The organism is Demequina sp. NBRC 110055 (assembly GCF_002090135.1).
GTDB lineage: Bacteria > Actinomycetota > Actinomycetes > Actinomycetales > Demequinaceae > Demequina.
This window is the reverse complement of record NZ_BBRL01000004.1, coordinates 284,947-304,632: the sequence shown is the minus strand read 5'-3', so window position 1 is coordinate 304,632 and position 19,686 is coordinate 284,947. Positions and strand designations below refer to the sequence as shown.

General features: G+C 68.8%; 16 protein-coding genes, 1 tRNA gene and 1 other RNA gene. 6 read left to right on the top strand and 12 right to left on the bottom strand.

Going from position 1 to position 19,686, the window contains the following annotated elements; genetic code table 11:
- Positions 1-47 precede the first annotated feature (47 nt).
- On the bottom strand, positions 48-1,241 hold the full coding sequence (gene xylA / locus B7K24_RS01485) for a xylose isomerase (protein WP_084128187.1): 1,194 nt from the start codon (positions 1,239-1,241) through the stop codon (positions 48-50).
- A gap of 100 nt (positions 1,242-1,341) precedes the next feature.
- Here xylA and B7K24_RS01480 point away from each other — a divergent pair, with 100 nt between their 5' ends.
- Complete coding sequence (locus tag B7K24_RS01480; RefSeq protein WP_084128185.1) at positions 1,342-2,520, top strand: ROK family transcriptional regulator; 1,179 nt, start codon at positions 1,342-1,344, stop codon at positions 2,518-2,520.
- 46 nt (positions 2,521-2,566) lie between these two features.
- Here B7K24_RS01480 and B7K24_RS01475 read toward each other — a convergent pair whose 3' ends face one another.
- The 3 genes from B7K24_RS01475 to B7K24_RS01465 form a co-directional block, all read right to left on the bottom strand.
- Positions 2,567-3,604, bottom strand: a complete 1,038-nt coding sequence (locus tag B7K24_RS01475) for an aspartate-semialdehyde dehydrogenase (RefSeq protein ID WP_084128183.1) — start codon at positions 3,602-3,604, stop codon at positions 2,567-2,569.
- A complete protein-coding gene (locus B7K24_RS01470; protein ID WP_084101698.1) occupies positions 3,601-4,872 on the bottom strand; it encodes an aspartate kinase in 1,272 nt (423 codons plus the stop codon). The genes B7K24_RS01475 and B7K24_RS01470 overlap by 4 nt, the downstream gene beginning before the upstream one ends.
- Before the next feature lie 154 nt (positions 4,873-5,026).
- Positions 5,027-5,566 carry a TetR/AcrR family transcriptional regulator gene (locus B7K24_RS01465; RefSeq protein ID WP_084128181.1) on the bottom strand — a complete coding sequence of 180 codons (540 nt, stop codon included), beginning with the start codon at positions 5,564-5,566 and terminating at the stop codon, positions 5,027-5,029.
- Between the two features lie 190 nt (positions 5,567-5,756).
- On the opposite strand from B7K24_RS01465, the gene B7K24_RS01460 reads away from it, so the two are divergent.
- Together B7K24_RS01460 and B7K24_RS01455 are read left to right on the top strand one after the other, a co-directional pair.
- A complete protein-coding gene (locus B7K24_RS01460; RefSeq protein WP_084128179.1) occupies positions 5,757-6,698 on the top strand; it encodes an ABC transporter ATP-binding protein in 942 nt (313 codons plus the stop codon).
- Positions 6,695-7,948: an ABC transporter permease gene (locus tag B7K24_RS01455; protein ID WP_084128177.1), complete on the top strand. Its 1,254-nt coding sequence runs from the start codon at positions 6,695-6,697 to the stop codon at positions 7,946-7,948. Before B7K24_RS01460 ends, B7K24_RS01455 begins: the two co-directional genes overlap by 4 nt.
- Before the next feature lie 53 nt (positions 7,949-8,001).
- Here the strand turns inward: B7K24_RS01455 and recR are convergent, their stop codons facing one another.
- From recR to ffs, 5 genes are all read right to left on the bottom strand, one after another.
- Positions 8,002-8,598: a recombination mediator RecR gene (gene recR, locus B7K24_RS01450; RefSeq protein WP_084128175.1), complete on the bottom strand. Its 597-nt coding sequence runs from the start codon at positions 8,596-8,598 to the stop codon at positions 8,002-8,004.
- 50 nt (positions 8,599-8,648) lie between these two features.
- The gene (locus B7K24_RS01445) at positions 8,649-9,272 is read right to left on the bottom strand and encodes a TetR/AcrR family transcriptional regulator (RefSeq protein WP_084128173.1); all 624 of its coding nucleotides are present in this window, start codon (positions 9,270-9,272) and stop codon (positions 8,649-8,651) included.
- A gap of 30 nt (positions 9,273-9,302) precedes the next feature.
- Complete coding sequence (locus B7K24_RS01440) at positions 9,303-11,426, bottom strand: DNA polymerase III subunit gamma and tau (RefSeq protein WP_084128171.1); 2,124 nt, start codon at positions 11,424-11,426, stop codon at positions 9,303-9,305.
- A 90-nt stretch (positions 11,427-11,516) separates the two neighbouring features.
- The gene (adhP, locus tag B7K24_RS01435) at positions 11,517-12,551 is read right to left on the bottom strand and encodes an alcohol dehydrogenase AdhP (RefSeq protein ID WP_084128169.1); all 1,035 of its coding nucleotides are present in this window, start codon (positions 12,549-12,551) and stop codon (positions 11,517-11,519) included.
- A 174-nt stretch (positions 12,552-12,725) separates the two neighbouring features.
- An RNA gene (ffs, locus tag B7K24_RS01430) (signal recognition particle sRNA small type) lies at positions 12,726-12,822 on the bottom strand.
- A gap of 85 nt (positions 12,823-12,907) precedes the next feature.
- Here ffs and B7K24_RS01425 point away from each other — a divergent pair.
- Together B7K24_RS01425 and B7K24_RS01420 are read left to right on the top strand one after the other, a co-directional pair.
- Positions 12,908-12,995: transfer RNA gene (locus B7K24_RS01425), tRNA-Ser, on the top strand.
- 33 nt (positions 12,996-13,028) lie between these two features.
- Positions 13,029-13,718 (top strand): LytR C-terminal domain-containing protein, encoded by a 690-nt coding sequence (locus B7K24_RS01420; protein ID WP_084128167.1) that lies wholly within the window; start codon positions 13,029-13,031, stop codon positions 13,716-13,718.
- A 123-nt stretch (positions 13,719-13,841) separates the two neighbouring features.
- Here B7K24_RS01420 and B7K24_RS01415 read toward each other — a convergent pair whose 3' ends face one another.
- From B7K24_RS01415 to B7K24_RS01405, 3 genes are all read right to left on the bottom strand, one after another.
- Positions 13,842-15,344 (bottom strand): alpha-N-arabinofuranosidase, encoded by a 1,503-nt coding sequence (locus B7K24_RS01415; protein ID WP_084128165.1) that lies wholly within the window; start codon positions 15,342-15,344, stop codon positions 13,842-13,844.
- An 81-nt stretch (positions 15,345-15,425) separates the two neighbouring features.
- Positions 15,426-16,514 carry an arabinan endo-1,5-alpha-L-arabinosidase gene (locus B7K24_RS01410; RefSeq protein WP_084128163.1) on the bottom strand — a complete coding sequence of 363 codons (1,089 nt, stop codon included), beginning with the start codon at positions 16,512-16,514 and terminating at the stop codon, positions 15,426-15,428.
- Positions 16,511-17,788, bottom strand: a complete 1,278-nt coding sequence (locus B7K24_RS01405) for a glycoside hydrolase family 27 protein (protein ID WP_084128161.1) — start codon at positions 17,786-17,788, stop codon at positions 16,511-16,513. Before B7K24_RS01405 ends, B7K24_RS01410 begins: the two co-directional genes overlap by 4 nt.
- Before the next feature lie 423 nt (positions 17,789-18,211).
- Here B7K24_RS01405 and B7K24_RS01400 point away from each other — a divergent pair, with 423 nt between their 5' ends.
- The gene (locus B7K24_RS01400; RefSeq protein WP_084129194.1) at positions 18,212-19,618 is read left to right on the top strand and encodes a sugar ABC transporter substrate-binding protein; all 1,407 of its coding nucleotides are present in this window, start codon (positions 18,212-18,214) and stop codon (positions 19,616-19,618) included.
- The last annotated feature ends 68 nt before the right edge of the window (positions 19,619-19,686 follow it).

Below are 19,686 nucleotides of genomic sequence, written 5' to 3'. Positions count from 1 at the left end.
TGGTGGGCCCCGTACGGAGGCCCGCCACGGCATCGGCCGGGTGAAAATTAGCCGCGGGCACCCATGAGGTGCTCGGAGGCGAGCTGCTGGAGGCGCACGAAGCCGAAGCCCTTGCCGCCGAAGTATGCGGAGGCGTCGAAGTCCTCGAACGCCGAGCGGTCGGCGAGCAGGTCGTCGTAGGACTCGCCCTCGTTCAGCGTCGGCTGGCCGAGCTCGAACACCTTGGCGGCCTCGAGGGCTTCCTGCACCTCGGGATCGGCGCGGAACGCCTGCGCGCGCTCCTTGAGCAGCAGGTACATCGCCATGTTGGCGCGCACCGACTCCCACACGCCGTTGATGTCCTCGGTACGCGAGGGCTTGTAGTCGAAGTGACGCGGGCCGTCGTACGTGGGGCCGCCGTTGGGGCCGCCGTGCTCGAGGAGGTCCACGAGCGAGAAGGCGTTGTGCAGGTCGCCGTGGCCGAAGACGAGGTCCTGGTCGTACTTGATGCCACGCTGACCGTTGAGGTCGATGTGGAAGAGCTTGCCGTGGAACAGTGCCTGCGCGATGCCGGCGGTGAAGTTGAGGCCCGCCATCTGCTCGTGGCCGGTCTCGGGGTTGAGGCCCACCAGTTCGGGGCGCTCGAGGGAGTCGATGAAGGCGAGAGCGTGGCCCACGGTGGGCAGGAGGATGTCGCCGCGGGGCTCGTTGGGCTTGGGCTCGATAGCGAACTTGATGTCGTAGCCCTTGTCGGTGACGTAGTCGCCCAGGAGGTTCACGGCCTCGCGGTAGCGCTCGAGGGCGGCGCCGACGTCCTTCGCGGAGTCATACTCGGCGCCCTCGCGGCCGCCCCACATGACGAAGGTGGTCGCGCCCAGCTCGGCGGCCAGGTCAATGTTGCGCAGCACCTTGCGCAGCGCGAAGCGGCGCACCGACCGGTCGTTCGAGGTGAAGCCGCCGTCCTTGAACACGGGGTGGCTAAACAGGTTCGTCGTGACCATCTCGACGACGAGGCCGGTGTCGTCGCAGGCACCCTTGAGTGCGTCGATGGCCTTGCCACGCTCGGCGTCGGTGGCGTCAAAGTCGAAGACGTCGTTGTCGTGGAACGTGATGCCCCACGCGCCTGCCTCGGCGAGGCCGTGGATGGCCTCGACGGTGTCCAAGCGCGGACGGGTCGCGGAGCCGAACGGGTCCTGCGCCTCCCATCCGAGGGTCCAGAGTCCGAACGAGAACTTGTCCTCGCGGGTGGGGGTGGGTGCCATGGCGGTCTCCTTGTCGGCGTTGACTCTCTGCATTGACAGATTAGGTTGTCAGACACAACATAAGTCCAGCGGGCGGTAGTGTCAAAGCGAGGAGGCTTCCATGGCATCACGGGTCAACCGGCCGCGCGCCGCCGAGGCGTTGGGCACGCGGAACGAGGCGACGCGCCGACACAATCTGTCGAGCCTGCTCACCCTCGTCCACCGTGCCGACGGGCTCTCGCGTGCGGACCTCACGCGCGCCACGGGACTCAACCGCTCCACCATCGGCGCGCTCGTGGGCGACCTGGTAGACGCGGGTTTAGTGACCGAGGAGCATCCCGAGACCACCGGTGTGGGACGCCCCTCTCCCGTGGTCCAGCCCCGGCGCGACGTGGTCGCGCTCGCGGTCTACCCGGACGTCGACGCCGTCTCGCTGGCGCTCGTGGCGCTGGGACACCGGATCGTGGCTCGCGAGCGGATCGAGCTGCCCGAGTCACCCTCTCCCGCGATGGTGGCCGACTTGGCGGCCGATGCCGTGGCCGGCTGGGTCGAGGAGGGTTCGCCCCGCGTGGTGGGCGCCGGGGTCGCGGTGCCAGGCCTGGTGCGGGCCGAGGACGGGCTGGTGGTGCGCGCACCGCACCTCGAGTGGAATGACGAGCCGCTGGGCGAGGAGCTCGCGGAGGCGCTCGACGTGCCCGTCGACGTCGACAACGACGCCAATGCGGGCCTCATCGCCGAGTCGCTCTATGGCGCCGGCCAGGGCGTGAGCCACCTGATCTATCTCAACGGCTCGACCTCGGGCATCGGCGGTGCGGTGGGCGTCACCGGCTCCGTCCTGCGCGGCGCCGACGGATTCGCCGGCGAGCTGGGCCACATCCTCGCCGACCCCGATGGCCTCGCGTGCCACTGCGGTCGCCAAGGGTGCCTCGAAACCGAGGTGAACCTGCAACGTCTCGAGGCCGCCGCGGGCGGAGCTCTCGATCACTCGCGGCTCGAGGAATCGTTGGGGTCGTCGGAGGCGGTCGAGGATGAACTCACGCGTCAGGCGCGCGTGCTCGCGCGCGGCATAGCCAATGTTACGTCGGCCTTCAACCCCCGCACCGTCATCCTGGGTGGCTTCCTGGGGTTGATCGTGGACCGCCGTGGCGATCTCATCCGTGAGCTCGTGGTGCGCCATACGTTCGCGCCGCTCGCCGACTCTCTGACCCTGACGCGGGCCGCCCTCGTGGAGGACCAGGTGCTCATCGGCGCCGGTGAGTTGGCGTTCCGCTCGCTGCTCGCCGATCCGTTGGGGTCGTAGGCGCACCGCGCGAGCGCACGGGCGTGGGCCCGTGCGCTCGCGTGTGTCAGCCGGCGATCTTCGCAGCGACGAGCTCCGCGACCTGAATCGCGTTCAGCGCGGCACCCTTGCGGAGGTTGTCGCCCACGATGAACAGCGCAAGGCCGCGACCGTCGTCCACACCGGTGTCCTGGCGAATACGCCCCACGTACGTGGGGTCCTGGCCGGCACCCTTGAGGGGCGTCGGGATCTCGTCGACGACCACGCCGGGGGCAGACGCGAGGATCTCGTACGCGCGCGCCGGCGACAGGGGGCGCTCGAACTCCGCATTGACCGACAGCGAGTGACCCGAGAACACGGGCACGCGCACACAGGTGCCGGAGACACGCAGCTCGGGAAGGCCGAGGATCTTGCGCGACTCGTCGATCAGCTTGCGCTCCTCGACCGTCTCGTTGGAGTCGTCGCCCACCAGGTCGCCCGCGAAGGGCAGGACGTTGAAGGCGATGGGCTCGACGTAGACGCCGGGCTCCGGGAACTCAGCGGCCGTCCCGTTGAGAGCGAGCTTCTCCGCGTCGTCGATCACGGCGCGCGCCTGGCTGGCGAGCTCCGCGACTCCAGCCACACCGGAGCCAGACACTGCCTGGTACGTCGACACGACGAGTCGCGTCAGCCCGGCCTCCTCGTGCAGCACCTTGAGGGTCGGCATGGCGGCCATGGTGGTGCAGTTGGGGTTCGCGACGATGCCCTTGGGGATGTCGTTCAGCGCCTCGGGGTTGACCTCGGAGACAACGAGGGGCACCTCGGGGTCTTGGCGCCAAGCGCTGGAGTTGTCCACGACGATGGCGCCCGCAGCGGCGAACTTGGGGGCGAACTCCTTCGACGGGCCGCCGCCTGCGGAGAAGATGGCGATGTCGATGCCGGCGTAGTCGCCGGAGGCGATGTCCTCGACGGTGATCTCACCGTCCAGGTGAGGCAACATCTTGCCCGCCGAACGCGCGGACGCGAAGAAGCGCACGGTCGCCTGGGGGAAGCGGTCCGCGACCAGCTCGCGCATGACGGTGCCAACCTGGCCGGTCGCGCCGACGACAGCAATGGTGAGGCTCATCGTCCGGTTCCTCCGTACACGACGGCTTCGCCGCCCTCGATGTCCAGGTCAAAGGCCGTGTGCACCGCGCGGACCGCGTCGTCCAGCTTCTCGGCGCGCGTCACGACCGAGATGCGGATGTCGGACGTCGAGATCATCTCGATGTTGACGCCCGCGTCGCGCAGCGCGGAGAAGAAGCGCGCGGAGACGCCGGAGTTGGCCCGCATGCCTGCGCCCACGAGCGAGATCTTGCCGATCGTGTCGTCGGTGCGGAGCTCCTTGTAGCCGATCGCGTCGTGGTCGGACTCGATCGACTCGATCGCGCGCGGCACGGAATCGGCCGGCAGCGTGAAGGAGATGTCCGTGTAGCCGGTCACGACGGCCGAGACGTTCTGGACGATCATGTCGATGTTGACGTCGGACTTCGCGACGGCCTCGAAGAGGCGGGCAGCGGAGCCGGGCACGTCGGGAACGCCGATGACCGTGATCTTGGCCTCGGAGCGGTCGTGCGCGACGCCGGCGATGATCGGGTCTTCCATGTCTTCTCCTTCTTGAGTGTCGCCCGTAACCCAGGTTCCTTCAAGACCTGAGAACGAGGAGCGCACGTGGATCGGCACGTCGAAGCGGCGCGCGTACTCGACGCATCGCGGCATCAGGACCTTGGCGCCGGAGGCGGCGAGGTCGAGCATCTCCTCGTAGGAGACGCGGTCCAACTTGCGGGCAGACGGCACGATGCGCGGGTCGGCGGTGAACACGCCGTCGACATCCGTGTAGATCTCGCACACGTCGGCCTGCAGCGCCGCGGCGAGCGCCACGGCGGTCGTGTCCGAGCCGCCGCGGCCGAGCGTCGTGACGTCCTGAGTCTCGGGGTGCAGTCCCTGGAAGCCCGCGACGATCGCCACGTCACCGTCCGCGACCGCCTTTTGCAAGCGGCCGGGGGCGACGTCAATGATGCGGGCGCGACCGTGGTGCTCGGTGGTGATGACGCCGGCCTGGGGGCCGGTGAAGGCCTGCGCGCCCACGCCGAGTTCGCGGATCGCCATCGCGAGCAGCGCCATTGAGATGCGCTCGCCTGCCGTGAGGAGGATGTCCATCTCGCGCGGTGCGGGATCGGACGTGACCGCGTTCGCGAGGTCGATGAGCTCGTCCGTCGTGTCACCCATGGCACTGACGGCAACGACGACGTCGTTGCCGGCGCGCCTCGTCTCGACGATTCGGCGCGCGACGCGCTGAATCGCCTCGGCATCGGAGACTGACGAGCCTCCGTACTTTTGCACCACGAGTGGCATGCGGGTACTCCCGGAAAAGCGACGGTTGGAGCGCCCGGCACCGGGCACGGCTCCTCATTCTAGTGAACGGACGCCCGTACGCCTACTCGAGGGGTGGACGCATGTGTCCACTATGTGGACACGTGTCGCGGCGACTCTCGCGACGGCCGATGCGTCAGCCGCCCGCGTTCGCCACCCACCTTTCCAGGTGGGCTACCTCCCTCTCGAGGGGCTCGGCGTCGCCGAGGGCGTGGGCGAGCGCGCCGCCGCCCTCGACGCCCGCCAGCAGGTGCAGTGCGCGTGCCCGCGCGGCACCGTCCGTGAAGCCCAGGCCGGCAAAGCGAGAGGTGAGCCATCCAAGGGTCTCGCGGTGGGCGTCGGCCCCGCCGACGGTCGCTGCCGTGGAAAGTAGGGTGCCGTACGCGACCGTCCCGGCGGCATCCTCGAGGTATGAGCGAAGGAAGCCGGTGAGGGCCGCGCGGTCGTCGGGGGCGTCGAGGCTCTCGCGTGCGTCGGCGAGGAGCGTGGCGATCCCTTCTGCCACGGCGGCCGCCACATCGTCCTTGGTCTTGAAGTAGTAGTAGACGCTGCCGGCGGGGACGTCTGCCGCGCCCGCGATCGCGGCGATAGTGGCGGACTCGAGCCCGCTCTCGCGCGCCATGAGGATCGCGGCGGCGGTGAGGCGTTCGCGCTTGTTGGTGGCAGGACGGGGCATGGGCGGTCTCCTCGCCAATCGTTAACGCGTTAAGCAGTCGGTTGACTCACTATCCTGCCCCGCCCTCACCCCACCCTGAGCCGACACGCCCAAAGATCGGGGGATTACCTCATGTCGTTCATATCAGACCGATGCCAGAGTGAAGGTGGCTCGCCGCGCACACGGCGCCGCGACCACACGAGGGAGTGACATGACGACCACGATCGAGGCCTCCGTCGGCGTGCGCGAGGCCATCGTCGCCAGGGGGGTGGCACGCAGCTTCGGCTCGGTACGTGCCGTCGAGGATGCGACGCTCACCGTGCCCGCGGGGTCGGTGACAGCGTTGATCGGACCCAATGGCTGCGGGAAGACGACCCTGATGCTGATGCTGTCGGGGCTCCTCAGGCCCCACGGCGGAGACATCGCCATCGCGGGGCACGACCCCAAGACCGACGCCGCGGCGGTGCGTGCCGCGATCGGCTGGATGCCCGATCAGTTGGGGTCGTGGGACAACATGACGTGCCTGCAAACGCTCACCCTGATGGGTCGCGCGTATCGCATCCCCAAGGATGCTGCACGGGAGCGGGGTGCGGAGCTGTTGGCTCGCGTCCACCTCGAGGAATTCGCCGACCGTCCCTCGCGGGTCCTGTCGCGCGGACAGAAACAACGCCTCTCCCTGGCGAGGGCACTGGTCCACGACCCGCAAGTGTTGCTCCTGGACGAGCCTGCCAACGGGCTCGACCCGCGCTCGCGCGTCGAGTTGCGGGACCTGGTGCGTGAACTCGCGGGTGAGGGACGTGCGGTGCTGATCTCGAGCCACGTGCTCGCCGAGCTCGACGAAATGGTCGACGACGCGGTGTTCATGTCGAAGGGGCGCACCCTGGGTGATGAGGCCGCCACGATGGTCGCCCACGCCCGCACTCGCTACCGCGTGGACGCGCTCGACCGCGACCACCTCCTCGAGGTACTGGCACGGTTCGGGATCGCGGCCGAGCCCTCGGACACCGGCGCGATTCTCACCATCGACAGTGAGGACAGGGCCGCCGAGGCTCTCGCCTGGATGGTGAACCAGGGAGTACGCGTGCACCGATTCGGCCCGGTCGGCAGCGCGCTGGAGCAGACGTACATGGCGATGAACGAGGAGCGACGATGACCGACACGCCCGTGGTGGCGCCGCCGAAGGAGACCACCGTTCACCCGCCCGCACGCCGGGGCAATCCCTGGCGCCCCACCCCCCGCGGCGTGGCGCTCATGACATCCATCGAGTTACGTCGGCGCCGGCCCAGCACCAAGGGCTACGTCCTCTACGGCATCCTCTTCGCCGCGGTGATCGCGATCTGCATCCTCGCGGCCGTGCTGTCGACGTCCGACCTGTCGTCGACCAACCTCGAGTTGGTCCTCATCATGGTGCTCGGCGTCGGCATGCTGATCGCGCCGTCGCTGTCTGCCACATCGATCAATGGGGACTCCGGCGAGGGTGTCCTTGCCCCGTTGCAGATGTCGCACCTCACCGCGGGTGACATCGCGTTCGGCAAGCTCATCGCGTCGTGGCTTGTGTCGGTGATCGCGCTACTCGCTCTCTCGCCGTTCCTCATCTACGCCTTCACTAAGTCGGGCTGGCACCTGGACGAGTTGGCGATCACCCTGGCCGCGATCCTGTTCATGGTGCTGGCGTTTACGGCCGTCGGCCTGGCATGGTCGGCGATCGCCGCGCGGGCCGTGGCATCGGTGTCGCTCGCGCACCTCACGACCGGCTTCTTTGCCGTGGGCACCCTGGTGCTGTTCGCGGTGGCGGGCACGCTCGTGACGGATACCAAGACGGTGACCGAGTACTACCTGGACTGGGAGACCCTCACCGCCGACGAGCAGAAGGCGCTCGACGATGCCTACGCGACGGGCGACTTCTCCGCACTGGATCCCGCCGACTACCAATGCACTCCGCAGGAGTGGACCACGGGTCTCACTCACACGGACCAGATCGCGTGGCTGCTGCTCGCCAACCCCATCGTGACGATCGGTGAAACGGCCCCCATCGTGGACCCTGAAACCTGGCGCGAGGATGGCCGGGCCGCCCCCGGCGCGTTCGCGCAGATGCACAGCTTGGTCGCCGGTGCACGACTGGGGCCGCAGGACGACGAGATCGACTACGAGCCGTACAACGAGTGCGATCAGATCTTCGGAACGGCCGCCGCGGAGGAGCTCAGCCCCGAGGAGCAGGAGGCACAGTGGGAGGCCGATCAGGCCGAGTACGACGCGTATCAGCAAGAACTGGCAAACCTCCCGCGCGCCCCATGGCTGGGGCTGGCGGTGCAGGCGGTGTTGCTTGTGGGGTCGATGCTGATCGTCGTGAGGCGCCTGCGCGTGCCGTACAAGAAACTGCGTGCGGGAACGCGCGTCGCATAACCAGCCACGGCATCGGCCGTCTGTACGTCCGGGCGGCCGATGCTACGGCGGGGTCAGGAGACCGTGCGGCGGCCCTCGAAGGCGCGGCCCAGCGTGACCTCGTCGGCGTACTCGAGGTCGCCGCCGACGGGCAGGCCGGAGGCGAGGCGTGACACGGTCACGCCCATGGGCGACAGCATGCGGGTGAGGTAGGTCGCGGTGGCCTCGCCCTCGATGTTGGGGTCGGTCGCGATGATGACCTCGTCGATGGCGCCGTCACCCAGGCGGGTGAGGAGCTCGCGGATGCGCAGGTCATCGGGGCCTACACCGTTCATGGGATCGATCGCGCCGCCGAGCACGTGATACCGGCCGCGATACTCCCGTGTGCGCTCGATGACGACCACATCCTTGGGCTCCTCCACCACGCACAGCACGTCGTCGGCGCGGCGCGGGTCGGCGCAGATGCGGCACTGCTCGGATTCGGCCACGTTGCCGCAGGTATCGCAGAAGCGCACCTTTTCCTTGACCGTCGTGATGGCATCAGCCAGGCGGCGCACATCCGTGGGATCGGCGGCGAGCAGGTGGAACGCGATGCGCTGGGCGCTCTTGGGCCCCACGCCGGGAAGGTGTCCCAACTCGTCAATCAGATCCTGCACCGCGCCGTCATACATGGGGTCAAGCGTAGGCGCGGGCGGTGACATCACCCGACCAAGCGCGCGAACTAGCGCGGCTCAAGCAGGCGCGTGTAGAGGTCCATGAGGTTGTCGGGCATCTGGCCGTACATCTCGTACGAGACGCCGTAGCCGGTGGTGATCGCAAGGAGGTCCGTCGCGAGCGCCAGGGCCGAGCGATCGGTTCGGCACCAGCCGTGCTCCTGCGCGAAGGCGAGGAGCCAGGCAAGTTCCTCGGCCCATGCGGCGTGTAGCGCGCGCAGCGGTGCCATGAGGGACTCGTCGTCGCGGTGGGCGTTGGTGAACTCGGCGATCAGCATGGTCCAGCGTTCGCCGTAAGGGTCGGTGCGGGCAAACTCGGCCTGCGCCACCATCAAGGCCGACGGCAGGTCCGTAGGGCCCGACGACTCGACCACGCCGCGCCAGTCGCCGCGGGCGTCGCGCCGCGCGCGTAGCACCTCGAGGAAGAAGTCTTCCTTGGAGTCGAAGTGGAAGTAGAACGCACCTCGCGTGTAGCCCGAGTCGCGCACCACGTCCTCGATCGACGTGTGCGAGAAGCCCTTGATGGGAAAGCGTTGCATGCCCAGCAGGAGCAGGTCTGCGCGCGTCTTCTCGCGCCGGACCTGGAACTTGGAAGGAGGCTTCTGGACCGCTCCATCCGTGTGTGCCGACATGGCGCGAATCTACCAGTCGAGTGGGCTCACTTAGGGCTCGATGATGGTGCCGCCGAGCATCTGGGCGACGACGTCGGCACCGCTGAGTTGCGAGTCCGGCGCCTGGGCGTCGTGTTCGGAGATGACCTCCTCGTCCTCGAGCTCGGGAGGCACGTCGTCATAGGCGGGAGCGGCGACGGCCACGGCCCCTGCGACCGCGCCGGCGGCTCCGGAGGCGCCAGCGGCGGGCACGGCTGCACGGGTGCCGGGAGAGACCGGCCCGGTGGTCGCCTCGACGCGGACCTGCAGGCCCAGCGTCTCGCGCACGGCGAGCGCGACATTCTCCGCATGCGACGAGCCCGTGAACCGGCCGGCGAGCGCCGAGTTGTCGAACGCGAGCGTGAGGACGCCACCCTCGACGGACGCGACCTGCGCGCTTTGGCTCACCATCGACCAGGTGACGCGGCGGCGTTCCAGGGTGCCGAGGACCTCGCTCCAGCGCCGGCGCAGCAACTCGGCGTCGCCCGCACCGCCCGCAGGAGTAGCACCTTGCGCGGCACTGACAGGCGTGGGTTCCGTTGCCGCAGGTACGGCAGGTGCTTGGGGTGTCGACGCCTGGGCGGGAGGCCCCCAGTCGGGTTCAGGAGCGGGCTCGGCCGGCCGTGCGGGCGGTGTCGATGCCGGCGCATGGGCGGTGCGAGCGGTCGCTGCGTTGGCGGCCGCCGCGCTCGCGGTCAGGGGTGGCTCGATCTCTTCGGGCTCCTCCCACGGCGCCGGGCCGGAGGGCTGCTCGGGCTCGGGTGCGCGCTGTGGTTCTGGAGCGGGCCGAGACGGGCCGGAGGCGCCGGGCGACGAGGATGACGGCGTGCCAGCCTTGGCCGCGGCCATGGCGTCCTTCGCGGCCTGGATCGCCGAGCGGGCATCGGCCCCACCAGCCACCGGGCCACCTGTCCGGGACGACGCGCCGGAGGGAGCGTCAGACGCTGCCGTGACACCTGCGCCGGCGTGAGGCGTGGCGGCCGGGGAGGGCGCCGCACCGCCGGGCGTCCCGACGGCTGCACCGGCGGCCGCGGGGACATCCGCGGCGAGCAGACGCGCGCACAGCAGTTCGAGGTGCAGGCGCGGCGAGGTGGCCCCCACCATGTGGGTGAGCGCATCGTTAATGAGGTCTCCCGAGCGCGACGCGCGTGCCAGCCCCAAGCGCCTCGCCTGGTCCGTCATGCGTTCGAGCTGATCGGCGGGAACCTCGCCGAGCGCCTGGGCGCCCGCGGCACCGGAGGCCGCGATGACGAGGAGGTCCCGCACGCGCTCGAGGAGGTCCTCGACAAAGCGGCGAGGCTCGTGGCCGGTCTGGATGACGCGGCCGACGACATCGAAGAGCGAGGCGCCGTCGGCCGCGGCGATGGCATCGACGGCATCGTCCAACAGCGTCGCGTCCGTAAAGCCGAGCAAGGCGATCGCGCGGTCATACGTCACGCCACCCTCGTCGGAGCCGGCGATGAGTTGATCAAGCACCGACAGGGTGTCGCGCACCGAACCGCCGCCGGCACGCACCACGAGGTCGAGCACGCCGCTCGCCACGCTGACCGATTCCGCCTCACACAGCTGGCCGAGGTAGTCGGTCAGCACCGACGGCGGCACGAGGCGGAAGGGGTAGTGGTGGGTGCGCGAGCGGATGGTGCCGATGACCTTGTCCGGCTCCGTCGTCGCGAAGATGAAACGGATGTGGGGCGGGGGCTCCTCGACGAGCTTGAGCAGCGCGTTGAAGCCCTGCGGCGTCACCATGTGCGCCTCGTCGAGGATGAAGATCTTGTAGCGGTCGCGGGCGGGGGCGAAGGCCGCGCGCTCGCGCAGCTCGCGGGCGTCGTCGACGCCGTTGTGGGAGGCGGCGTCGATCTCGACCACGTCGACCGAGCCGGAGCCGCCGCGGGCGAGCTCGACGCACGATTCGCACGTGCCGCAGGGGGTGTCGGTGGGCCCTTCGGCGCAGTTGAGGCAGCGGGCGAGGATGCGGGCGGAGGTGGTCTTGCCGCACCCGCGCGGGCCGGAGAACAGGTAGGCGTGGTTGACCTTGTCGGCGCGCAGCGCCTGCATCAGCGGCGTGGTGACATGCTCCTGACCCACGACGTCGGCGAACGAGTCGGGGCGGTAGCGGCGATACAGGGCTTGGCTCACGGGACCGAGCCTAACCGTCCCCGGTGACACGCGCATCGGCCCTCCACAGGGTCACTGCGGAGGGCCGATGCGGTGTTGCTGGGGTGAGGGTTAGTGCCCCATGTCCATGACGATGCGGCCGTCGATCTTGCCGGCGTGCATCCGCGAGAAGATGTCGTTGATGTTGTCGAGCGGCTCGACGGTGTAAGTCGGGGTGATCTTGCCGCGGGCGAAGAAGTCGATGGCCTCTTCCATGTCGCGACGGGTACCGACGATGGAACCGCGGACGGTCCAGCCGTTGAGCACCACCGAGAAGATGTCGAGCGGGAACTGCTCGGGCGGCAGGCCCACGAGCGAGACCGTGCCGCCGCGGCGCAGCGAGCTCACCGCCTGCGGGAACGCCTTGCCGTTGACCGCGGTGACGAGCGCGCCGTGCACGCCGCCGCCGGTCGCGGCCTGGATCGCGGCGAGCGCGTCGGTCTCGGTGGCGGCGTTGATCGCGACCTCGGCGCCGTGCTTCTTCGCGAGCTCGAGCTTGGCGTCGTCCACGTCGACCGCGACCACGCGTCGACCCATCGCGACGGCGTACTGCACGGCAATGTGGCCCAGGCCACCGATGCCCGAGATGAGGACCCAGTCACCCGGCTTCGTGTCGGTCTGCTTGAGGCCCTTGTAGACCGTGACGCCTGCACACAGGATGGGCGCGGCGGCGGCGAGGTCCACACCGTCCGGCAGGACCGGGCAGTAGCGCGAGTCGACCAGCATGTACTGACCGAACGAGCCGGCCACGGCGTAGCCGCCGTTCTTCTGGCTCAGGCACAGGGTCTCCCAGCCCGACTCGCAGAATTCGCACTCGCCACACGCGCTCCATAGCCAGGCGTTGCCGACGGTGTCGCCCACGGCGACGCGGGTCACGTCCTCGCCCACCGCGACGACGGTGCCGACGCCCTCGTGGCCGGGGATGAGGGGTAGGGCGGGCTTCACGGGCCAGTCACCTTCGGCGGCGTGGAGGTCCGTGTGGCACACGCCGGAGTAGAGCACCTTCACCAGCGCCTCGAGGGGGCCGGGGGTGGGCAGGTCGACGTCGGTGACGTCGAGCGGAGCATCGAAGCTGCGGACTACCGCAGCGCGGAACGTGTCAGCCATGATGGTTTCCTTCCAGTGGATCGCAGCCGGTGTTGACTGCCTGATTCCACGGTAGGACGGTGATAATCGCGGCGTGAGGGCGGAAGGTCCCCAATCGCCCGCGCCGCGGGCGTGACCTCGATCACAGTCCGGTTGCGAGGCCTCCGGGCGGCCGATGCGGCACTCGCCCGGGCATGACAGGACCCCCCACGCACCCGACAGAGCCCGCTTACCCTTGCTGCATTCCTGCCCTGGGGGAGTTGGGCGAGATATCGCCACGTGAGGGGTCGCCGTCCAGTGTAACGGCACGGGGCCGATGCCGGGGTCACGCCCGCGGTTAGGTGATCGGCGTTCACTCGGGTAACATCTACGCGCCTGGAGGATTCGCCTAGTGGCCTATGGCGCACGCTTGGAAAGCGTGTTGGGTGCAAGCCCTCAGGGGTTCGAATCCCCTATCCTCCGCCAAGAAGTTCTAGCCCTGTGCGAGGTGGGACCTACGTGTCAGTAGCGCGACGCAGGCGCCGCGAGCGCCAGATCATCGTCTTCGGCGTGCTGGCCATCGTCCTCGCCGCCATGGCCGTCGCCGCCGCCGCTGTGGTGCGTGGCGACGCCGAGGGTCCCTTCGCCTCGTCGTTCACGACGCCCGCGAGCGACTTCCAGTCGGACATCTCGTTGGTATGCCCTCCCAACGGCGCGATGCCCGTGGCGTACGACCAGGTCGTGTTGCGGGTGGACAACGGCACCGAACTGTCGGGCCTGGCCGGCAACACCGCGACGCTGCTCGAGGCGCGTGGCTTCCTGGTGACGGGGGCGACGAACTGGGCTCGTCCGTATGGCGACTACGTGCAAATCCAGTTTGGCGCGAACGGTATCGCCCAGGCCTATACGCTCGCCACTCAGTTTGAGGCTCCTGCGGGCTCGACCGTGAACATGGTGCTGGACGATCGCGACGACGTCACGGTGGATCTTGTGCTCGGTACTGGGTATTCCGAGAACGAGGGCTTGCGCGACGCCCTGTCACCCGAGCTCGACATGGACCTGCCGCTGACCGCGGGCGCCGAGTGCCTGCCCGCCAACCTGCTGGCTGACTCTGCACGCCCGGCTCCCAATGTGTTGCCGGACAACCCGCTGGCGACGGCGGAGCCGACGGCGGAGCCGTCCGCCGAGCCCGAGGGCGACGGGGAGTAGCCAGCCTGGCTACGGCATCGGCCGTGTCCACGGCTGACGCGCGAACGCGGGGACCTGCCCGTCGGCAGATCCCCGCGTCCCTTGTGTCGTCCGCGGCGGCGATGGAGTCCCTGGAGGAGAGGTTCAGGACTCCATCGTCCCGTGGAACGCTGTCCACGACTCCGGTGCGAGGCGGAGCGTGATGGTGCCGTCGCCGTGCTCGACGGGAAGGGCGTCAACCGGGGCGTAGGCCTCGGCGTGCTCCTGGGTCTCGCGGGCGCCCTCGTAGTCCGCCAACACGGCCGTGCCACCGTCGATGCGGGCCGTCGCGCCGGGGTGGCGCAGCGTCACCGTCTGCTCGGTGGCGGAGCGGTTCGTGACGAACAGCGCCAGTGCGCCGGTGTCGGGGTCGACGGTCGCGGCTGCCGTGACCGTCGGCACATCGCCGTGCTTGTCGGTCGCCATCGTCGCGGAGTCGACCTGGACCTGGAGTGCTTCGCCGGAGGCCAGACGTGCGGCCTCGGCGAAGGGGTGGAACGTGGTTTGACGCCAGGCGGCACCGGCGGGGTCGGTCATGATCGGAGCGATCACGTTCACGAGCTGAGCGAGGCAGCCGATCGCGATGCGGTCGGTGTGACGCAGCAAGGTGGTGATGAGGTCACCCACGACGACGGCGTCGAGTCCCGAGTAGCGGTCCTCGATGATGCGCGGGGCATTGCGCTGGATGGGCAGGTTGGCCTCGCCGGGGAAGCGCGTGGTGAGGTACCACACGTTCCACTCGTCGAACGAGATGGTGATGCGCTTGTCCGAGCGCTTCTCGGCACCGACGGCATCGGCCGAGGCGACCACGCGCTCCACGAAGCGCTCCATCGCGGTGCCCGAGCCCAGGAACGAGGCGCGGTCACCGTCGACCTCCTCGTAGTAGGCGTGCATGGAGATGTGATCGACGATGTCGTACGTGTACGACAGCACGGTGCGCTCCCACGCGCCGAACGTGTCCATCTGCATCGACGATGACCCGCACGCCACGAGCTCGATGCTCGGGTCGGTGAGCCTCATGGCCTTGCCGGCCTCGGCGGCGAGCTTGCCGTACTCGTGGGCGTCCTTGTGGCCAATCTGCCACGGCCCGTCCATCTCGTTTCCCAGGCACCACAACTTCACGCCGTAGGGCTTCTCGCGGCCGTTGGCGATGCGCATGTCGGCCCACTTGGTGCCGGCCTCGCCATTGCAGTACTCGAGCAGGGCGACGGCCTCCGCGACCCCGCGGGTGCCGAGGTTGACGGCCATCATGGGCTCGAGGCCCTGACGCTCGCAGTACTGCAGGAACTCGTCGGTGCCCACGAGGTTCGGCTCGACGGTGCGCCAGGCGAGGTCGAGGAAGGGCTTGCGGTCCTCGACCGGGCCCACCGCGTCCTCCCACACATAGTTGGACACGAAGTTGCCGCCGGGATAGCGCACGAGCGTGACGCCCAGCTCCTTGGTCAGCTCCGCAACGTCGCCGCGAAAGCCGAACTCGTCGGCACTCTCGTGACCGGGCTCGTACACGCCGGTATAGACGCAGCGGCCCAGGTGCTCGACGAAGGAACCGAACACGCGTCGGTCCACGGGGCCGATACGGAAGTCGGGATGCAAAGTGATGGTCGCCATTGAAACTCCTTGCGTGGGGTGCCGCGGCGATGCGGCGGGGTTGAGCGGGGTAGGGCGGCGTCGTGGCCGCGGTCAGCGGCGTCAGCCGGCCAGTTCGTCCTCCGTCCACGCCACCGGCCAACCGTCATCGGTCCAGCCGAGCTCGCGAATGTCCAGACGGAACTGCCCGCCGTTGGAGGCATCGTAGTAGTGAAGTCCCAGGTAGCCGTTCGACAAGGACTGACCGCCAGGGCCCACCATGTCGCCCCGGGTGCTCAGCAGTTCATCGCCGCCGTCGAACCGCATGTCGTTGCCCCACGAGTCCAGGTATGGGCCCGAAACGTTCTCGGAGCGGCCCACCGCAATCGAGTAGGTCGAGTCCACCCCCGAGCAGCACTTGTCGCGCGAGACGAACAAATAGAACCAGCCGTCGTGCTCGACGACGTACGGTGCCTCGATCGCGTTGAGCGCGTTGCCGCGCGTCGCGATGGTGACGGGCTCGGCGTCCGCGACGGCGAGCCCGGAGGGCCACTCGAGCTTGATCATCTGGATGCCGCCCCAGAAGGAGCCGAACGCCATCCACGGGGTCCCGTGGGCGTCCTCGACGATGCCGGGGTCGATCGCGTTGTAGTTGGTGGTCGCGGGGTCCGAGCCCCACACCCGTCCCTGATCGGTCCAGCCGTAGGCAGGGTCGTCCACGTCGAGGGTGGGGGAGGTCATCAGGCCGATGGCCGAACGGTTCGAGCCGAAGGTGGACGCCGAGTAGTACAAGTACCAGGTGCCATCGTGCTCGTAGAGCTCGGGGGCCCAGAAGTTCTCGACGCCCGGCACCTCTTCATACGCCCACGCGGGACGGGTCTGGGCGTCCCAGGCGGTACCCACGTACTTCCACGTGGCACCCTCGTCGCTCGAGCGACGAATCTGCGGAGCACCGAGCCCCTTGCGCACGTCCCCGGTGGAATAGACGTACCAGTCCTCGCCTTCTTCGCCCACGACGAGGGCGGGATCGTGCGTCGCAATGTCGCCCGCGATGTCCAGCCGAGTAGCGGCGGGCTCGCCGGAGCCCCACGGCGACCAGATCGCCAGGCCCACGCCTGCGGCGGCGACGACCGCTGTCGCGACCCCGCCCACTATCCAGGCGCGCCTGCGTCCGGGCGGTGCCGGAGCATCGGCCGTTGGCACGTCGCTCATGCCTGCGCCTCCGTTGTGTCGAGTGCCACCCAGGCGACGCCGTGCGCGGGCACGGTCGCGATGAGACGGTGGGACTCGATCGATGTGGTCTGACCCGGCCACAGGTCCGTCGCGGTGATGCGAGCATGGCCGATGCCGAGAAGGGAGCTGAGTTCGACGCCTGCCTGGTGAGCCGACTGGCCCGTCCAGAAGACCGCCGCGTAGGCGCGATCGGAGGTGGCGGAGCGCGCGGTCCAGACGATGAGCTCTCCGTCACCGTCCTCGAGGGGCTCGCGGACAATCTCCCTGCCGTCGACGGACGTTTGCAGCACCTCGGTGATGGCGGGATTCGTCAGCAACGCGATGGTGTCGTCGCGCGACGTGGGGAGGTCTCCGCCCACCATGAGGGGCGAGCGAGACATGGTCCACAGCGTGAGGAGCGTTTGCTGTTCGTCGAGCGTGAGCCGGCTGTCACGCGGCTCGCCGCGCTCGGCGCGGATGCCAATGCGGCCCAGGGGCAGCATGTCGGCGTCGGCCCAGCCGCCCGGCTGCTGGAACGGTGCCCACCGCGCCATGCGCGCGAACTGGGCGTGCACGTCCTCCCAGCGGTCCCAGAGGTCGTCCGAGACTCGCCACATCTGGGCGTGCTCGCGCAGGTGGGGCAGGTGCGCCGTCGAGAGGTGGGTGCCAGGGGAGAGCGACAGCGAGATGTCCCGGCCGGAGCGCTCGATGGCCTGCGCGTAGGCGGCAATCTCGCGCTCGTAATAGGGCGCCTGCATGTCGTCGGCCTTGATGAAGTCCACGCCCCAGGCGGCGAACTGAGACACCTGCGCGTCGTAATACGCCTGCGCGCCGGGGTGGTCGTGGTTGAGCCCGTAGTTGTCGGGGTTCCAGGCGCACACGTGGTCGCGATCGACGACCTGCGAGGCGGTCCACTCGGTGCCGTGAATCGGGAGGTCCTGGTCGACCGCGAGTCGAGGGATGCCGCGCATGATGTGCAGACCGAACTTCAGGCCTAGCGCGTGAACGGCGGCGGCGAGCGGGGCGAAGCCGGCGCCATCGGCGGCCGACGGGAAGCGGTTGACCGCCGGCATCTGGCGACCGAAGGCGTCGAGCGTGAGCGGCGCATCGTCGTTGTAGCCGTGAGAACGGGCGGTCGGGTCGTACCACGCGATGTCGACCACGACGGTGTCCCAGCCGAGCGGCAGAAGGCGCTCGGCAAGCTGGCGCGCGTTGGCGAGTACCTCGTCCTCCGTCACCGTGGTGCCGTAACTGTCCCAGCTGTTCCACCCCATGGGCGGTGTGTTCGCGCGCATCCTCGAGCCGACCTTCTATCTACATCGTTGTAAGGAAAATGGTGCCTTGAGGGCGCCACATTCGTCAACCGTACCCCGTGTGCGCGGCGACGGCGGACGGTGCGTCCAGCTGGACGGGGCGCGTGGAAGGCGTGTCCAGCGCCGGGGGCATCGGGGTGAAGTTCCTGCTAAACGGATTGTCGCGGCGTCCTTGTCCGAATCGTGACCATCCCCGGCTTGACCGGGCGCCTCGCGCTGTGTCAAAGTTCCATCGTTGTAAAGGAGCCGGCGCGGTGCCGGATCCGAGCCAGGGGTCAAGGAGGACCGGGGGACCGGCGAGCAGGCATCCTTATGGGGTGTGAGTTCGGCGGACCGGCGGGCGGGACCTCACTCATCAACGATGATCAGAGAGAGGCATACATCATGCGAAGGAAGGGTCTTTCGGCGGTAGCCGTGACCGTGGCGGGCGCTCTGCTGCTCGCCGCCTGCTCCTCGGACGGTTCCGAGGGCAATGCCAGCGAGGAGCCCGACACGTCGGGCGGTGACGCTCCCAACGAGCTCACCTTCATGTTCCGCGGCGGTGAGTACGACAAGCTTGCCTACGAGACCGCGATCGCGGCCTTCGAGGAGGAGACCGGCGCCGAGGTCAACATGATCATCACGGACGCCGACCAGTACGCGACCAAGCTGCAGGCGGCCATCGCGGGCAACCAGGTCCCCGACGTGTTCTACATCGAGTCCGGCCGCATGCAGGGCTATGTGTACGCGAACGTGCTCGCGGACCTCACCGAGTACGTCGACCAGGCGACCATCGACAACGTCTGGGACTTCGGCACCACGGCCTACCGCTTCGACAAGGAGACCGGCGAGATGGGCACCGGTGCCCTCTACGGTCTTCCCAAGGACGTGGGCCCCTTCGGCTTCGGCTACAACACCGTGATGTTTGAAGAGGCCGGCATCGAGCCGCCGTCGCCCACCGAGCCCCTCACGTTCGACGAATTCGTCGACATCGCCAAGCAGCTCACCCAGGACACCGACGGTGACGGCGAGCTGGACCAGTGGGGCACCGGCCTCAACGTGACCTGGAACTCGCAGGCGTTCATCTGGGGCGCCGGCGCTGACTGGATCTCCGAGGACAACAAGACGGTCACGGTCGACACCCCCGAGTTCGCCGAGGCGCTCCAGTGGTTCGCCGACCTTGGCCTCGTTGAGGGCGTGACCCCCTCGGCCGAGCAGGCACAGACGCTCGACACCTACCAGCGCTGGATGGCCGGCGAGATCGGCTTCTTCCCCGTCGCCCCGTGGGACATCGCAACTTACAACGACGTCGCGGCGAACAACCCCGAGGTCTTCGGCTACGACGTCATCCCCTACCCCGTGGCCAACGAGGGTGACGACTGGTCGACCTGGCTGGGATCGCTCGGCATCGCCGTGTCCGAGAACTCCAAGAACAAGGAGCTCGCGGCTCAGCTCGCGACCTACCTGTCCACCAACCTCGAGGCACAGAAGATCCTCGCCGAGAACAAGGTGCAGATCCCGAACCTGATCGACTACGCCACCGGCGAGTGGATCGAGACCGACGCCGAGGCGACCGGCTGGCCCGCCAACTCGCAGGCCTTCCTCGACATCGCCATGGAGAAGGGTCGCCCGCTGCCGGGTACCTGGACCTACACCCCGGAGTGGTACGACAACTTCTGGATCGGCATCGAGAACGTCGTCGACAACGGCTCGCAGACGGCCGCGGACTTCCTCGCCGCTAAGCAGCCCGAGATGCAGATGCTGCTCGACCAGTCGTGGGTCTCGGCCGAACAGGCCAAGGCCGCCGGCTGATAGACGGAAGGACTGGGGGGTCGGCGCTCGCGCGCCGGCCCCCCACCCCCCTCCCGACAAGGTAAGGA